Consider the following 14062-nt stretch of genomic DNA (forward strand, 5'->3'; position numbering starts at 1 on the left):
GAGGGCGCCGATGCTGCACATGCTGATCCTCGGCATGGGCTATAGCGCCTCCCGCCTCGCCGCCCGGCTGCGCGCCGAGGGCTGGCAGGTCACCGGCGTCCGCCGCAGCGCCGATGCCCAGGCGATCGCCTTCGATGATGAACCGGCCGTCCGCGCCGCCATTGCCGGCGCCACCCATATCCTCTCCTCCGTCCCGCCCGAGGGGGAGGATGACCCCGTCCTCACCCGTTATGGCGCCGCGATCGCCGCCGCGCCGGCGCTCTGGGTCGGCTATCTCTCCTCGACCGGTGTCTATGGCGATGCGGCCGGCGCCTGGGTCGACGAGGCAAGCCCTGTGGGGCAGGGGCGCCGCACCGCCCGCGCCCGCGCCGATCTCGATTGGGGCGCCTTGCGGCCCGATGTCCGCCGCTTCCGCCTGCCGGGCATCTATGGCCCCGGCCGCTCTGCGCTCGATCGCGTCCGGGCCGGCAAGGCGCACCGTATCGCGCTGCCCGGACAGGTGTTCAGTCGGGTCCATGTCGACGATATCGTCGGCGGCATCATCGCCGCCTTCGACGGCCCGCCCGGCGCTTATAATCTGGCCGACGACCGGCCCTGCGCCCAGAATGATGTGATCGCCACCGCCTGCGAACTGCTGGGCCAGCCGCTACCGCCGCTGCTGTCGCTGGAACGGGCGGACCTCTCGCCCCAGGCGCTGGCCTTCTATGCCGAAAACCGCCGCGTCGCCAATGGCCGGGCGCGTCGGCTGCTTGACTGGAAACCTCTTTACCCCACCCATGTCGAAGGTCTAAGGGCCTGTCTTGTGGAAGAAAATCAGCCTTGCTGATCGGTTCGTCGCATGGTTTACGCCCCGTTAACCAGCGTGCGCCGAAAGCGGGATTACCGCATCAACAAGGGTGTGTCATGACCAGCATCGACAAGACTGTTTCCACGCTCGGTGACCGCATCAACGCCATGTCCGTGCCCGATCGCGCGGCCCCCGCGCCGGAATCGCTCAGCAGCCTGATCGCCCGCCTCAACATGGCCAAGCTGCGCTACCAGCCCGGCGGCGTCAGGCTCTAGTTTTCGCCCGCAGCGCGATCACCATCCCGGCGATCGCCAGCAGCGCGCCCGGCACGGCCAGCCCGCTCCAGCGATAGCCCTCCATCATCGTGGAGATCAGCATCGCGATCACCGGGATCAGTACGCTGGTATAGGCCGCCCGACCCGCGCCCATGCGCTGGATCAGCCCGAAATAGAGCGGGAAGGTGACGACCGATCCCGCCAGCGCCAGCCAGCCTATGCCCAGCAGATAGCCGATCCGCGGCTCGATCACCGGCGGCCCGGTGGTGATCCAGGCAAAGGCCGCGTCGATCCCGGCGCCGATCAGCATCGCCCAGGCCAGCACCGCGATCATCGGCAGCCGGCGGGCGATGTCCATGCCCTGCATCACATTGGCGGTCGATGCGCTCATCAGCCCGGCACAGGCAAAGGCCGCGCCCAGCACGACCTTGTCCGGGTCGATCCCGGCAAAGCGATATTCATGCACCAGCATCATGGCGATGCCCGCCGTCGCGATCACCGACCCGCCGATGAAGGCGCGGCTGACCGGCTGGCGATGGAAGATCCAGGCCAGGATGCTGTTGGGGATCAGCAGCATCGCATAGACCACGGCGACCACGCCCGACGTCAGATAGACTTCGGCGCGATAGACAAAGTTGAAATTGAGCACGAACTGCGCCGTGCCCAGCAGCGCGGCGAAGACCAGGCCGCCCCGCCCGATATTGAGCGACACGCCGCGCATCCGCGCGAACGCGGCCATTGCAAGCCCCGCCAGCAGGAAGCGATAGCAGACCGACCAGCTTGCGGGCACGCTGCCCAACTGGTCGCGGATCACGATCCAGGTCGAACTCCAGATCAGGGTCACGAGGATGAAGGGCAGGGCGATGCCGCCCCGCTCCATCCCGCCCCGCTCCATCCCGCGCTGCGCCCTGTCGTCAGGCGTCATGATGCCCCAAGGCCCGGATCGCGTGGGCCAGCGGCGCGACGCTCTGCGCATCCTGCGACCAGTTGGTCACCAGCCGCGCCGCGCCCTCGCCCCAGTCATAGAAATCGAAGCCCTGCGCGCGCAGCGTCGCCGCTTCCGCCGGGGTCAGCCAGACAAACAGCTCATTGGCTTCCACCGGATGCATCAGCCGTCCGGCCGCTGCCTGCGCCAGCGCCTGCGCCGCACCATTGGCGGCGCGGGCATTGTCCAGCCACAGCCCCTCCTCGACCATCGCCAATATCTGCGCGGCCAGATAGCGCCCCTTGGAAAAGAGATGGCCCGCCCGCTTGCGCCAGCGCGCCGCTTCCGCAGCCCGCGCCTCGCGTTCGGGGCCGAAGAAGATCAGCGCCTCGCCCACCATGCCGCCATTCTTGACGCAGCCGAAGGAGAGGATGTCGATCCCCGCGCGCCAGGTGACGTCGGCCGGCGCGCAGCCCAGATGCGCCACCGCATTGGCGAAGCGCGCGCCGTCCATGTGGAAGCCCAGCCCATGGGCCTTGGCGATCTCGCCCAGCGCTGCGACCTCGTCCGGCCTATAGACCATGCCATATTCGGTCGCATTGGTGATGCTGATCGCCCGCGCCGGCACCTGATGCACGTCGGGGCGGATCGCCTTGAGCCTCGCCTCCACGACATCGGGCAGCAGCTTGGCGCCGACGCCGGGCAGCGCCATCAGGCTGGCGCCATGGGTGTAGAAGCCCGGCGCGCCGCATTCGTCGACGACGATATGCGCTTCCTCATGGCAGATCACCCCGCCATAGGGCGGGCACAGACAGGCGAGCGCGATGCTGTTCGCCGCCGTGCCGGTGGCGATCCATTGCGCCTTCACCGGTGTTTCGAACAGGTCGGAAAAGGCGCCGTCCAGTCGCGCGCTCCACGCGTCGCCGTCATAGCCATGGTCGGCATGGTCCGCGCCGGCGATGGCGGCCATCACCTGGGGGCAGATCGGGGTGGCGTTGTCCGAAAAGAAGTGCATGGCGCATGCGATACAGGGCGCGCGCTGGGACGGGAAGAGGCCAGCGACGGCGCCTTGGCTCTTTATTCCAAAATTGGTCAGTATATATGACCAATTGTTTCGCGGGGCCGGATATGACATAGGCGCCCCCGTCCAACGCATAAGGAGACTCACCATGGACGTCGAACAGAAGTCGCGCTTTACCGTTACCCCCAGCAGCAAGGCTGTGGCGGCGGACGCGCGCGCGGTACTTCTGGAGGATCCGGGCTTCGGCCGGCTCTTCACCGACCATATGGTCACCATCCGCTATACCGAAGGGCAGGGCTGGCACAGCCACAGCGTCGGTCCGCGCGAGCCGTTCCAGCTCGATCCGGCCTGCGCCGTGCTCCATTATGCCCAGGAAATCTTCGAAGGCATGAAGGCCTATCGCCTGGCCGACGGCAGCGTCGCCATGTTCCGGCCGGAGGAAAATGCCCGTCGCTTCGCCGAGTCCGCCGAACGCATGGCGATGCCGGCGATCCCGGAAGACATGTTCCTCGAAGCGGTCGAGCAGCTGGTGAAGATTGACGCGGACTGGATCCCGTCGGGTGAGGGCAGCCTCTATCTGCGCCCCTTCCTGTTCGCCAGCGAAGCCTTCCTGGGTGTGCGCCCGTCGAACGAATATATTTTCTGCGTCATCGCCTCGCCCGCCGGCGCCTATTTCAAGGGCGGCAAGAAGGCCGTGACCCTGTGGGTGTCGGAACATTATACCCGCGCCGCGCGCGGCGGCACCGGTGCGGCCAAGTGCGGCGGCAACTATGCCGCTTCGCTGGTCGCGCAGAAGGAAGCGATCAAGCATGGTTGCGACCAGGTCGTCTTCCTCGACGCCGCCGAGAATAAGTGGGTCGAGGAACTGGGCGGCATGAACGTCTTCTTCGTCATGGATGACGGCTCGATCGTCACCCCGCCGCTGACGGGCACCATCCTGCCCGGCATCACCCGCAACTCGATCATCAGGCTCGCCCGCGCCAAGGGGCATGAGGTGCGCGAGGAGCCCTACAGCTTCGCCCAGTGGCGCGCCGACGCCGCCAGCGGCAAGCTGCGCGAGGCATTCGCCTGCGGCACCGCTGCCGTCGTCACGGCGATCGGCACGGTCAAGAGCACGGACGGCGATTTCACTGTCGGCAATGGCGATGGCGGCCTGGTCACCGAAAGCCTGCGCGCCGAACTGACCGGCATCCAGCGCGGCAGCGTGGCCGATCCGGCCGGCTGGGTCCGCACTCTTTGATCTAGTCCGCTCCGGCCCACGCCCCCACCCGGCCTCCCATCAGGATACCATGTCTGGGCGGCCGGGTGGGGGTGTGGGCCGGTGCCGATGCGCCGTAGGCGCAAAAGACGCTGAGACAATTTGTCGCCCCCGCTTTCACCCTGAAAGCGGGGGCGATGCTTTTCAAAGCGCTCTCAAGCGCCTAGACAGATGCCCATGCAACGCTTCGACGTCGTCATTCTTGGCGGGGGCCTGGTTGGCCTCACCCTGGGCATCGCTCTTTCGCGCCATGGCGTGCAATGCGCCGTGATCGATCCGGCCGATCCCGTGCAGGCCACGGCCGCCGGTTTCGACGGCCGCGTCTCGGCGATCAGCTCGACCAGCCATGCCATGCTTCAGGCGATCGGCGTCGGCGCGCATCTGGAAGGCAAGGGCTGCCCGATCGACCGCATCTGGGTCAGCGACGGGCTGGAGCCGGGCGCGCTCGATTTCGTGCCGGACGCGGATGATGGCGTGATGGGGACGATGTTCCCCAATCGCGACCTGCGCATCGCGCTGGCGCAGACCGCGGCCGAGGTCGAAAACCTCACCATCTTCCAGCCCGATCGTGCCGTCCATGTCGATCGCAATGCCGATGGCGTCACCCTGACGCTGCAGAACGGCGCGACGATCCACGGCGCATTGCTGGTCGCGGCGGAAGGGCGCAACAGCCCCACGCGCGAGGCGGCGGGCATCAACACCACCCGTTGGCAGTATAAGCACACCGCCATGGTCACCGCGATCGACCATGAAGTGCCGCACGCCAACACCGCCTATGAAATCTTCTATGTCGGCGGCCCGCTCGCGCTGCTGCCGATGCTGCCGGGCACCCGGTCCGCCGTGGTCTGGACCGTGCCCACCGATCAGGCGCCGGCGATGCTCAAGCTGTCGGAACGCGCCTGGCTCGCCGAAATGCAGAAACGCATCGGCGGCTTCCTGGGCGAGATCAGCCTGGCCGGCCCGCGCTCCTCCTATCCGCTCGGCTTCCATCATGCCGCGCGCATCACCGACACCCGCCTCGCGCTGGTCGGCGACAGCGCCCATGCCATCCACCCGATCGCCGGGCAGGGCCTCAATCTCGGTTTCCGCGACGTGGCGGCGCTGGTCGAGGTGCTGGTGGAAGGCATGCGCCTCGGCCTCGATCCGGGCGATGCGCAGCTGCTCGCCCGCTATCAGCGCTGGCGCGGGCTCGACACGATGATGACCAGCGTCGCGATGGACGGTCTGGTTCGCCTGTTCGACATTCCCGGCAAGCTGCCCTCGCTGGTCCGCCGCGCCGGCCTTGCCGCCGTGCAGCGCACCAGCCTGCTCAAGAACCGCTTCATGGCCGAAGCCCGCGGCCAGTCCGGCGCCCTCCCGCGCCTGCTCGCCGGCGAGATGGTGTAAGGGCAGGCGAGCTATAGTCGCTTAACCATCATCGTCACCCTGAACTTGTTTCAGGGTCCATTTCTCCCAGCAGGCCAACCGCCTGCCGGGCCTGATGGATGCTGAAACAAGTTCAGCATGACGTTAGAGGGAGATCACAGCATCCGTCGCAGCACCCCGTCCTTCAGCATGAAATGATGGCGCAGCGCCGCCAATATGTGGACGATGATGAGCGCACTCCACAGCCAGGGGATCAGCTCGTGCGCCTCGTGCGAGATGCCGACGATCGCATCGCCCTTGGCCACGCCGAATTTCGGCACGTCGAACAGGAAGAACCAGTTCAAGGGCCGCTCGCCCGCCGACGACATGATCCAGCCGGACAGCGGCACGATCAGCATGAAGGCATAGAAGGCGATATGGGTGAGGTTGGCGGCCAGCTTCTCCCAGCCCGGCATCGCGGTCGGCAGCGCCGGCGGCTTGTGCCCCAGCCGCCAGACGATGCGCAGGATGGTCAGCGCCAGCACAGTGAGGCCGATCGACTTGTGGACCGGCATCACCTTCCATTCCTTGGGCAGGCTGTCATGGGCAAAGCCCAGCCACAGATTGACCAGAATCAGGATCGCGATGATCCAGTGCAACAGGCGGGCGACGGACGTGTAACGGGCCATGGGCTGCTCCTTTTACGGAAGTCTCGCCTGGGCCCTGCGCGCGCTACCCCGCCCGCACGGCCCAGCTATGTCGAAAGGATACGCACGGGCACGATAAGTTCCTTATCCGGCGTGTCTTTTATCCCTGACGATTGGCGACCAGATTATCCACAACCGACGGATCGGCAAGTGTACTAACGTCCCCCAGCGCCTGCGCGGACACTTCGCCCTCGGCGATCTTGCGCAGGATGCGGCGCATGATCTTGCCCGAACGGGTCTTGGGCAAGCCGGGCGCGAACTGGATCGCATCGGGCGTGGCGATCGGGCCGATCTCGGTCCGCACCCATTTCACCAGATCCTTGCGCAAATCGTCGCTCGGCTCCTCATTCGCGTTCAGCGTCACATAGGCATAAATGCCCTGGCCCTTGATGTCGTGCGGGAAGCCGACCACGGCCGCCTCGGCGACGCTTTCATGCAGCACCAGCGCGCTCTCGACCTCGGCCGTGCCCATGCGATGGCCCGACACGTTGATGACGTCGTCGACCCGGCCGGTGATCCAGTAATAGCCGTCGGCATCGCGCCGCGCGCCGTCGCCGGTGGTATATTTGCCGGGAAAGGTGGTGAAATAGGTCTGGAAGAAGCGGTCATGGTCGCCCCACACCGTGCGCATCTGGCCCGGCCAGCTGCCCGCGATCACCAGATTGCCTTCGGTCGCGCCCTCCTGCACCGCGCCGTCGCCATCCAATATCTGGGGAATGACGCCGGGCATCGGCAGGGTGGCGCTGCCGGGCTTCAGGTCGGTGGCGCCGGGCATCGGCGCGATCATCGCGCCGCCGGTCTCGGTCTGCCACCAGGTGTCGATGATCGGGCAGCGGCCTTCGCCGATCACGCCATGATACCAGCGCCAGGCTTCCGGGTTGATCGGTTCGCCGACCGTGCCCAGCACGCGCAGCGAGGCGCGGCTGGTCGAATGGACATAGTCGTCGCCCTCCTTCATCAGCGCGCGCAGCGCCGTGGGCGCGGTGAAGATGGTGTGGACCTGATGCTTGTCGACCACTTCCCAGATGCGTGCGGGGGTCGGCCAGTTGGGCACGCCCTCATACATCAGGGTCGTCGCGCCGTTCGCCAGCGGGCCGTAGACGATATAGCTGTGGCCCGTGACCCAGCCGATGTCGGCGGCGCACCACCAGATGTCGCCGGGCCGATAGTCGAAGCAGAGTTCATGCGTCAGGCTGGCCCATAGCAGATAGCCGCCGCTGGTATGCAGCACGCCCTTGGGCTTGCCGGTCGAGCCTGAGGTGTAGAGGATGAACAGCGGGTCTTCCGCATTCATCGGTTCGGGCGGGCAGTCGGCCGATACCTGCGCCGCGGCCTCATGCAGCCAGATGTCGCGTCCCTCCCGCATCTGCACCGCGCCGCCGGTCGCCTGCACCACGACAACTTTGTTGACGCAGGGCGCCTCGGCCAGCGCGGCGTCGACATTGGCCTTGAGCGGCACGGTCTTGCCCGCGCGGCGCCCTTCGTCGGCGGTGATGACGATGGTCGAATCGCAATCGACCAGACGCCCGGCCAGCGCCTCGGGCGAAAAGCCGCCGAACACGACGCTGTGGATCGCGCCGATCCGCGCGCAGGCGAGCAGGGCAAAGGCCGCCTCGGGGATCATCGGCATATAGACGGTGATCCGGTCGCCCTTCCGCGCGCCCGCATCCTTCAGCACATTGGCAAGGCGGCAGACTTCCTCATGCACCTGCTTGTAGGTGTAGCGGCGCACGTCGGCGTCGGGACTGTCCGGTTCCCAGATGATCGCGACCTGGTCGCCCCGCTCGGCCAGATGCCGGTCGATGCAGTTGGCGCTGACGTTCAGTTCACCGTCGGCGAACCATGTGACGCCGAAATCCGCCTCATGGAAGCTGCTTTCGTCGGCCTTGGTCGGCGACGTGATCCAGTCCAGCCGCTGTGCCCGCTCCAGCCAATAGGCGTCGGCGTCCTCGATCGAGCGTGCATAATCGGCCGCGCGGCCTTCCCGGTCCAACAGGGCCTGGGCGGCCCATTGGGAGGGAACCGGGAAGAAATCGTCAGACATCCAGCTATCCTTTCCTGTGCGCTAAATTCCATGCGCTTGCAGCAGGTTGTAGGAGGCGCGCAGCACGACTTAAAGGGGCGATGCGCGTTTCGCCGCGTTTCTGTGTTTTTGCGCCTTTCCCGGCGCGCGGCCCCGGCCTAACAGAAGATCATATGTGGCAACTTTTCCAATTCCCGCTCTGTCCCTTCTCCCGCAAGGTCCGTCTGCTGCTTGGCGAGAAAGGCATCGGCTATGATCTGGTGCGCGAATCTCCCTGGGAAATGCGCGACGAGTTTCTGGATCTCAATCCGGCCGGCACCACCCCGGTGGTCGTCGATCAGGAAAAGGGCGTCACGCTGATCGACAGCCAGGCGATCTGCGAATATTTCGAGGAAACGGTCGAAAAATTCCCGCTCATCTCCGGCACGGCCGCAGGCCGGGCGGAAGTGCGGCGCCTGACCGCCTTCTTCGACCAGAATTTCTACGGCGATGTCGTCGGCCCGCTGCTGCATGAGCGGATGAAGAAGCGGCTGATCGAGCGCGTCTCGCCCGACGCCCGCGTCCTGCGCGAAGCGATGCGCCGGGCCAACGTCCATATGGACTATATGGACTATCTGCTCGACCATCGCAGCTGGATGGCCGGCGGTACGCTCAGCCTCGCCGATATCGCGGCGGCGGCGCATCTGTCGGTGGCGGATTATCTGGGCGGCATCGACTGGGCCGGGCATGAGCCGGTCAAGCGCTGGTATGCCGGCTTCAAGTCACGCCCCTCCTTCCGCCCGCTCTTGTCCGAACGGATGGAAGTCATCACCCCGCCGACCCATTATGAAAAGCCGGATTTCTGACGGTCACGGGGCGGCCTAGTCCGCTTCGGCCGCCAGATAGACCCGGTTGCGGCCATGTTCCTTGGCCAGGTAGAGCGCCCGGTCGGCCGCCTTCAGCGCCGCGCGCGGGTCGTCATAGGCCAGGACATTGGCGACGCCGGCGGAAAAGCTCACCCGCTCCATCCGCTCGCCATTGGTGCGGTTGACCAGGCTGCGATTGGCCAGATCCTCGCGCACCGCATCGACCGCCTCACAGGTCTCGGCCGCCGTCTTGCCGCGAAACAGCATGACGAACTCCTCGCCGCCATGGCGAGCGACATGGCAGCGATCATCGGACGCTTTGGCCAGCAGCCCGGCGACGAATTTCAGCACCCGGTCGCCGGTCTCATGGCCATGGGTATCGTTGACCAGCTTGAAATGGTCGATGTCGCAGAAGGCGACCGACAATTGCTCGTCGCCTTCTTTCGCCAGCTTCAGTTCCTCGCGCAGCACGCCCTCGAAGGCGCGGCGATTGGGCAGGCCGGTCAGATGGTCATGCTCGGCGGCGCGACGCGCGGTCTCCAGGCTCGATTTCAGCGCCTGGGTCTGCTTCTGGTTCTCGCGCAGCTGGGTTTCGACCTGGCGGGTCTTTTCCACCATCGACCGGGTCAGGCTGACCAGCCGTGCCAGGATCGGCTCATTGTCGGCGCCGGCGGCCAGGCCCTTGGCCTGTTCCTGCAATGCCGCGCCATAATCCTTGGCCGAATTGCGGGATTCGGTCATCAGCCCGGTAAATTCGTCCAGATTTTCCTCGACCTTGTCGAGCATGGAGGCGAGCGCGTCGGGCGTCACCTCGTCCGCGCGCTGGCTGGCGGCGAGCGATTCCATCCAGGCGTTGCTGATCTTGCCGCGCTCCATCAGCACTGCCTGCACCGCCTTTTCCACGCCGATGCTGGCGCCGGTCAGATAGTCGAGCGCAACGCCGAAATTGAGCGGCGTCAGGTCCAGATCATGGGCGAACAGAAATTCGCCGATTTCCTCATAGAGGCGCCGACGGCGATTGATCTCGCGGCTGGCCGCACTGCCGGCGCGTGCGCGCGGCTCACTTTCCACCTGCGGTTCGTCCGGCTTGCCGGACAGGCCACGGGCCCAGCGGGAAAGGCGGTCGGTCAGCCCATGGTGCGAGCCGGCGGTGGATGTGGTTGATCCAGTCATGCCGCTTATAACGGAGGCGCCCGATCAAGGTTAAGGGGGCGCTCGGCAAAAGTCGCAGGGATTTCAATCCATGCCGCTTTTTCTACGCGGATTCAGATATTTGCTGCCACCAGCCAGTCGCGGAAGATGCGCACCGAGCGGGTCTGCAACGCGCGCGGGCGACAGACGAAATAATAGCGATAGGGGCTGTCGCAACGGATATTGGGGAACAGCCGGATCAGCCGGGGATCGCCCGACTGTTCGAAATGGCTGGCATGCATGACCGCCACGCCCAGTCCCTGGGCGGCGGCTTCCAGCATCAGCTGGCCGGAATCATAATTGTCGATCGCCAGCGGCTGCAGGTCGGGAATGCCCGCCACATCCTTCCACGCATCGAAGGAAAGGGCCATGTCGCGATGCAGCAGGATCGTCTGTTGCGCCAGTTCGCTGGGCGACGCCAGCGCATTGGGGCCTTCCACCATTTCGCGCCGGCCGATCAGATAGACCTGCTCATGGTCCAGCTCATAGGCATAGAGCGCCGGGTCGATATCCTTGCTGGCCAGCACGATCGCCGCGTCCAGCCCTTCGCCCAGCCGCGCGACCGCATGGGGCGTCGTCTCGATGTCGATGTGCAGCTGCGGATGCTGCTGGCGCAGCCGGCCCAGATGCGGGAAAAGGCGCTGCGTCGCGAACAGCGGCATCACCGCCAGGCGCAGGCGCAACTGGTTGCCGCCGCTCTGGATATTCTCCAGGGCTTGGCTGAGCGAATCCAGCGCCGGGGCGATGTCGTCAAGCAGCCGCTGGCCTTCGGAATTGATCTCCAGCGCCTGATGCTTGCGGTCGAACAGCGGGCGTCCGATGAACCGCTCCAGCGCCTGGACGCGGCGGCTGAGTGCCGGCGTCGACAAAGCGAGTTCCTCGGCAGCCGCCTTGACCGAGCCAAGGCGGGCAACCTGAACAAAGGCCTCCAGGGCCGTAAGAGGCGGCAATCTGCGCATAATCGTCAAATTCTATAAGCCGGTCCGCTGCGTCGCATCATCTGTCATTATCGAACGGCGCGCTTCCCCGGTTCAAGCATCCTGACCTGCAATGAGCAGGAAAACGCGGCAAATGGCAAGATGCAAAAATTGCAACCACCCGATTCTTTTCGCACTTGCAAAATTACCTGCTGCAGCGCACATAGGAAAGGCCTTTCAGGCATCCTCTCCTATAAACTTTCCGGGCTGGCGCTTGCGCTGGCCCTTTTTTTGTTCCGGGCATAACGAAGCACGGCCCCTTTCCCTCACCCCCGGCGTTACCTATCTTCGTTTCGCAACCAAAAGGACGGGGATGACCATGGCCGATCAGGACAGCAGCGGACGCAGGATTCAGGTCGCCAATGCGCGGCCGGAGGATGCCGGGCGCGGTTTGGCGCGGCTTCCGCTGACGGTAATGGCCGAATTGCAACTGGCCGAAGGCGATGTTGTCGAGATTGTCGGCAAGCGATCGACTCCGGCGCGGGTGGTGCGCCCCTACAAGGAAGATGAAGGTCTGGACGTCCTGCGCCTGGATGGTTTGCAGCGCGCCAATGCCGGCGTCGGCTCGGGCGACTTCGTTCAATTGCGCAAGATCGATCCGCGTCCGGCCCAGCGCGTCGTGTTCGCGCCTGCACAAAATAATCTCCGTCTCCAGGGTAATCCTGATGCGCTGAAGCGCGTTTTCTTTCAACGCCCCCTCGTCGCGGGCGATGTCGTCGCCACCGCCGGCCAGCAACAGGTGCCGCCCGGCGACATGCCGCCCCATCTGCGCCAGATGCTGGCGGCGCCGGCCTATGCGCTCCAGGAAATCCGCCTGATCGTGGTGTCGACCGTGCCCAAGGGCATCGTCCATATCGACGCCGAGACCGAGGTGGAGCTGCGCGCGGAATATGAGGAGCCGCGCGAATCCCGCCGCGCCGACGTCACCTATGACGATGTCGGCGGCATGGCGGAAACGATCGACCAACTGCGCGAGATGGTCGAACTGCCGCTGCGCTATCCCGAATTGTTCGAGCGGTTGGGCGTCGATCCGCCCAAGGGGGTGATGCTCCATGGCCCGCCGGGCACCGGCAAGACCCGGCTGGCCCGCGCCGTCGCCAATGAATCGGAAGCCGAATTCTTCCTCATCAACGGACCCGAGATCATGGGTTCGGCCTATGGCGAGTCGGAAAAGAAGCTGCGCGACATTTTCGAGGAAGCGGCCAAGGCGGCACCCTCCATCCTCTTCATCGATGAGATCGACTCGATCGCGCCCAAGCGCGGCCAGGTCACCGGCGAGACGGAAAAGCGCCTCGTCGCCCAGCTTCTCACCCTGATGGACGGGCTGGAACCGCGCACCAATCTGGTCGTCATCGCCGCGACCAACCGGCCCGAGGCGATCGACGAGGCGCTGCGCCGTCCCGGCCGCTTCGACCGCGAAATCGTCGTCGGCGTCCCCGACGAACGCGGCCGGCGCGAAATATTGGGCATCCATACCCGCGGCATGCCTTTGGATACAGGCGCAGAAGTGGATCACCAAAAAGCGTCCACGATAGACCGGGAAACATTGGCTGCTAAGGGCTTCCCTGTTCGTAAAGGGGTGGATCTCGCCGAACTGGCGCGCATGACCTATGGCTTTGTCGGCGCCGATCTCGCCGCGCTGACCCGCGAGGCCGCGATCGAGACGGTGCGCCGGCTGATGCCGCGCCTCAATCTGGAGGAAGGCACGATCCCGCCCGACGTGCTGGAGGATCTGTCCGTCACGCGGGAGGATTTCCTTTCGGCGATCAAGCGGGTCCAGCCCTCGGCCATGCGCGAGGTGATGGTGCAGGCTCCTAATATCGGCTGGGCCGACATTGGCGGCCTGGACGATGCGCAGATGCGCCTCAAGGAAGGGGTCGAACTGCCGCTCAAGGATCCCGACGCCTTCCGGCGCCTGGGCATCCGCCCGGCCAAGGGCTTCCTCCTCTATGGTCCGCCGGGCACTGGCAAGACCTTGCTGGCCAAGGCGGTCGCGCGTGAGGCGCAGGCCAATTTCATCGCCACCAAGTCGAGCGACCTCCTGTCCAAATGGTATGGCGAGAGCGAGCAGCAGATCGCCCGCCTGTTCGCCCGCGCGCGTCAGGTGGCGCCGACCGTCATCTTCATCGACGAACTGGACAGCCTGGTCCCCGCCCGTGGCGGTGGCCTTGGCGAGCCGGCGGTGACGGAGCGGGTGGTCAACACCATCCTCGCCGAAATGGACGGGCTGGAGGAATTGCAGTCGGTGGTCGTCATCGGCGCCACCAACCGGCCGACTTTGGTCGATCCGGCGCTGCTGCGCCCCGGCCGCTTCGACGAACTCATCTATGTGCCGGTGCCCGACCAGGCCGGGCGCAAGCGCATCCTGGCGATCCATACCAAGAAGATGCCGCTGGCGTCCGACGTCGATCTGGATCAGCTGGCGGCCCGGACGGAGCGGTTCACCGGCGCGGACCTGGAGGATCTGTCCCGTCGGGCGGGCCTCATCGCGCTGCGCCAGTCGCTGCAGGTCGAAGCCGTCACCATGGCCCATTTCGAGGCGGCGCTGGAAGAAACCCGCGCCTCGGTCACGCCGGAAATGGAGCGGGAATATGAGCAGATCCAGGCGACGCTGAAACAGAGCGCGATGCAGGTCGATCCGATCGGTTTCATCGCGCCCGGCATGCTGCGCGCCCGCGAACGCTGATGGACTTGGGATAAGCGCGCGGC

12 protein-coding genes are annotated in these 14062 nt (G+C 65.7%); 6 read left to right on the forward strand and 6 right to left on the reverse strand.

Annotated elements, in window-relative coordinates; translation table 11 throughout:
• Window positions 1-10: 10 nt before the first annotated feature.
• Window positions 11-826, forward strand: coding sequence for a Rossmann-fold NAD(P)-binding domain-containing protein (locus BRX37_RS02820; protein ID WP_125985433.1), 816 nt, complete (start codon window positions 11-13; stop codon window positions 824-826).
• A 77-nt stretch (window positions 827-903) separates the two neighbouring features.
• Complete coding sequence (locus BRX37_RS26585; RefSeq protein WP_004209402.1) at window positions 904-1062, forward strand: hypothetical protein; 159 nt, start codon at window positions 904-906, stop codon at window positions 1060-1062.
• On the opposite strand, the gene BRX37_RS02825 is transcribed toward BRX37_RS26585, so the two are convergent.
• Complete coding sequence (locus BRX37_RS02825; protein ID WP_318276576.1) at window positions 1052-1987, reverse strand: EamA family transporter; 936 nt, start codon at window positions 1985-1987, stop codon at window positions 1052-1054. The two genes, BRX37_RS26585 and BRX37_RS02825, sit on opposite strands and share 11 nt — an antisense overlap.
• Window positions 1977-3002 (reverse strand): threonine aldolase family protein, encoded by a 1026-nt coding sequence (locus tag BRX37_RS02830; protein ID WP_125985434.1) that lies wholly within the window; start codon window positions 3000-3002, stop codon window positions 1977-1979. Before BRX37_RS02830 ends, BRX37_RS02825 begins: the two co-directional genes overlap by 11 nt.
• Window positions 3003-3156: 154 nt before the next feature.
• Between BRX37_RS02830 and BRX37_RS02835 the strand changes: the two genes are divergently transcribed.
• Both BRX37_RS02835 and BRX37_RS02840 read left to right on the forward strand, forming a co-directional pair.
• Window positions 3157-4248: a branched-chain amino acid aminotransferase gene (locus tag BRX37_RS02835; RefSeq protein ID WP_125985435.1), complete on the forward strand. Its 1092-nt coding sequence runs from the start codon at window positions 3157-3159 to the stop codon at window positions 4246-4248.
• A 195-nt stretch (window positions 4249-4443) separates the two neighbouring features.
• Window positions 4444-5652 carry a UbiH/UbiF/VisC/COQ6 family ubiquinone biosynthesis hydroxylase gene (locus BRX37_RS02840; protein ID WP_125985592.1) on the forward strand — a complete coding sequence of 403 codons (1209 nt, stop codon included), beginning with the start codon at window positions 4444-4446 and terminating at the stop codon, window positions 5650-5652.
• Window positions 5653-5786: 134 nt separating this feature from the next.
• On the opposite strand, the gene BRX37_RS02845 is transcribed toward BRX37_RS02840, so the two are convergent.
• Window positions 5787-6299: a cytochrome b gene (locus BRX37_RS02845; RefSeq protein WP_125985436.1), complete on the reverse strand. Its 513-nt coding sequence runs from the start codon at window positions 6297-6299 to the stop codon at window positions 5787-5789.
• A gap of 118 nt (window positions 6300-6417) precedes the next feature.
• Window positions 6418-8361: an acetate--CoA ligase gene (gene acs / locus BRX37_RS02850; RefSeq protein ID WP_125985437.1), complete on the reverse strand. Its 1944-nt coding sequence runs from the start codon at window positions 8359-8361 to the stop codon at window positions 6418-6420.
• Between the two features lie 152 nt (window positions 8362-8513).
• Between acs and BRX37_RS02855 the strand changes: the two genes are divergently transcribed.
• Window positions 8514-9185 (forward strand): glutathione S-transferase family protein, encoded by a 672-nt coding sequence (locus BRX37_RS02855; RefSeq protein ID WP_004209410.1) that lies wholly within the window; start codon window positions 8514-8516, stop codon window positions 9183-9185.
• A 15-nt stretch (window positions 9186-9200) separates the two neighbouring features.
• Here the strand turns inward: BRX37_RS02855 and BRX37_RS02860 are convergent, their stop codons facing one another.
• On the reverse strand, window positions 9201-10358 hold the full coding sequence (locus BRX37_RS02860) for a GGDEF domain-containing protein (RefSeq protein ID WP_010335493.1): 1158 nt from the start codon (window positions 10356-10358) through the stop codon (window positions 9201-9203).
• A gap of 92 nt (window positions 10359-10450) precedes the next feature.
• Window positions 10451-11335: a LysR substrate-binding domain-containing protein gene (locus BRX37_RS02865; protein ID WP_004209412.1), complete on the reverse strand. Its 885-nt coding sequence runs from the start codon at window positions 11333-11335 to the stop codon at window positions 10451-10453.
• Window positions 11336-11672: 337 nt separating this feature from the next.
• On the opposite strand from BRX37_RS02865, the gene BRX37_RS02870 reads away from it, so the two are divergent.
• Complete coding sequence (locus BRX37_RS02870; protein WP_206434108.1) at window positions 11673-14039, forward strand: CDC48 family AAA ATPase; 2367 nt, start codon at window positions 11673-11675, stop codon at window positions 14037-14039.
• Window positions 14040-14062: the final 23 nt, after the last annotated feature.

The organism is Sphingomonas sp. S-NIH.Pt3_0716, assembly GCF_003950715.1.
Lineage (GTDB): Bacteria > Pseudomonadota > Alphaproteobacteria > Sphingomonadales > Sphingomonadaceae > Sphingobium > Sphingobium yanoikuyae_A.

Bases quoted from the DNA above. Each gene is read 5' to 3' on its own strand.
- BRX37_RS02865 (WP_004209412.1), bottom strand. From the start codon at position 11,335: ATGCGCAGATTGCCGCCTCTTACGGCCCTGGAGGCCTTTGTTCAGGTT.
- BRX37_RS26585 (WP_004209402.1), top strand. From the start codon at position 904: ATGACCAGCATCGACAAGACTGTTTCCACGCTCGGTGACCGCATCAAC.
- acs (WP_125985437.1), bottom strand. From the start codon at position 8,361: ATGTCTGACGATTTCTTCCCGGTTCCCTCCCAATGGGCCGCCCAGGCC.
- BRX37_RS02840 (WP_125985592.1), top strand. From the start codon at position 4,444: ATGCAACGCTTCGACGTCGTCATTCTTGGCGGGGGCCTGGTTGGCCTC.
- BRX37_RS02845 (WP_125985436.1), bottom strand. From the start codon at position 6,299: ATGGCCCGTTACACGTCCGTCGCCCGCCTGTTGCACTGGATCATCGCG.
- BRX37_RS02860 (WP_010335493.1), bottom strand. From the start codon at position 10,358: ATGACTGGATCAACCACATCCACCGCCGGCTCGCACCATGGGCTGACC.
- BRX37_RS02830 (WP_125985434.1), bottom strand. From the start codon at position 3,002: ATGCACTTCTTTTCGGACAACGCCACCCCGATCTGCCCCCAGGTGATG.
- BRX37_RS02870 (WP_206434108.1), top strand. From the start codon at position 11,673: ATGGCCGATCAGGACAGCAGCGGACGCAGGATTCAGGTCGCCAATGCG.
- BRX37_RS02855 (WP_004209410.1), top strand. From the start codon at position 8,514: ATGTGGCAACTTTTCCAATTCCCGCTCTGTCCCTTCTCCCGCAAGGTC.
- BRX37_RS02820 (WP_125985433.1), top strand. From the start codon at position 11: ATGCTGCACATGCTGATCCTCGGCATGGGCTATAGCGCCTCCCGCCTC.
- BRX37_RS02835 (WP_125985435.1), top strand. From the start codon at position 3,157: ATGGACGTCGAACAGAAGTCGCGCTTTACCGTTACCCCCAGCAGCAAG.
- BRX37_RS02825 (WP_318276576.1), bottom strand. From the start codon at position 1,987: ATGACGCCTGACGACAGGGCGCAGCGCGGGATGGAGCGGGGCGGGATG.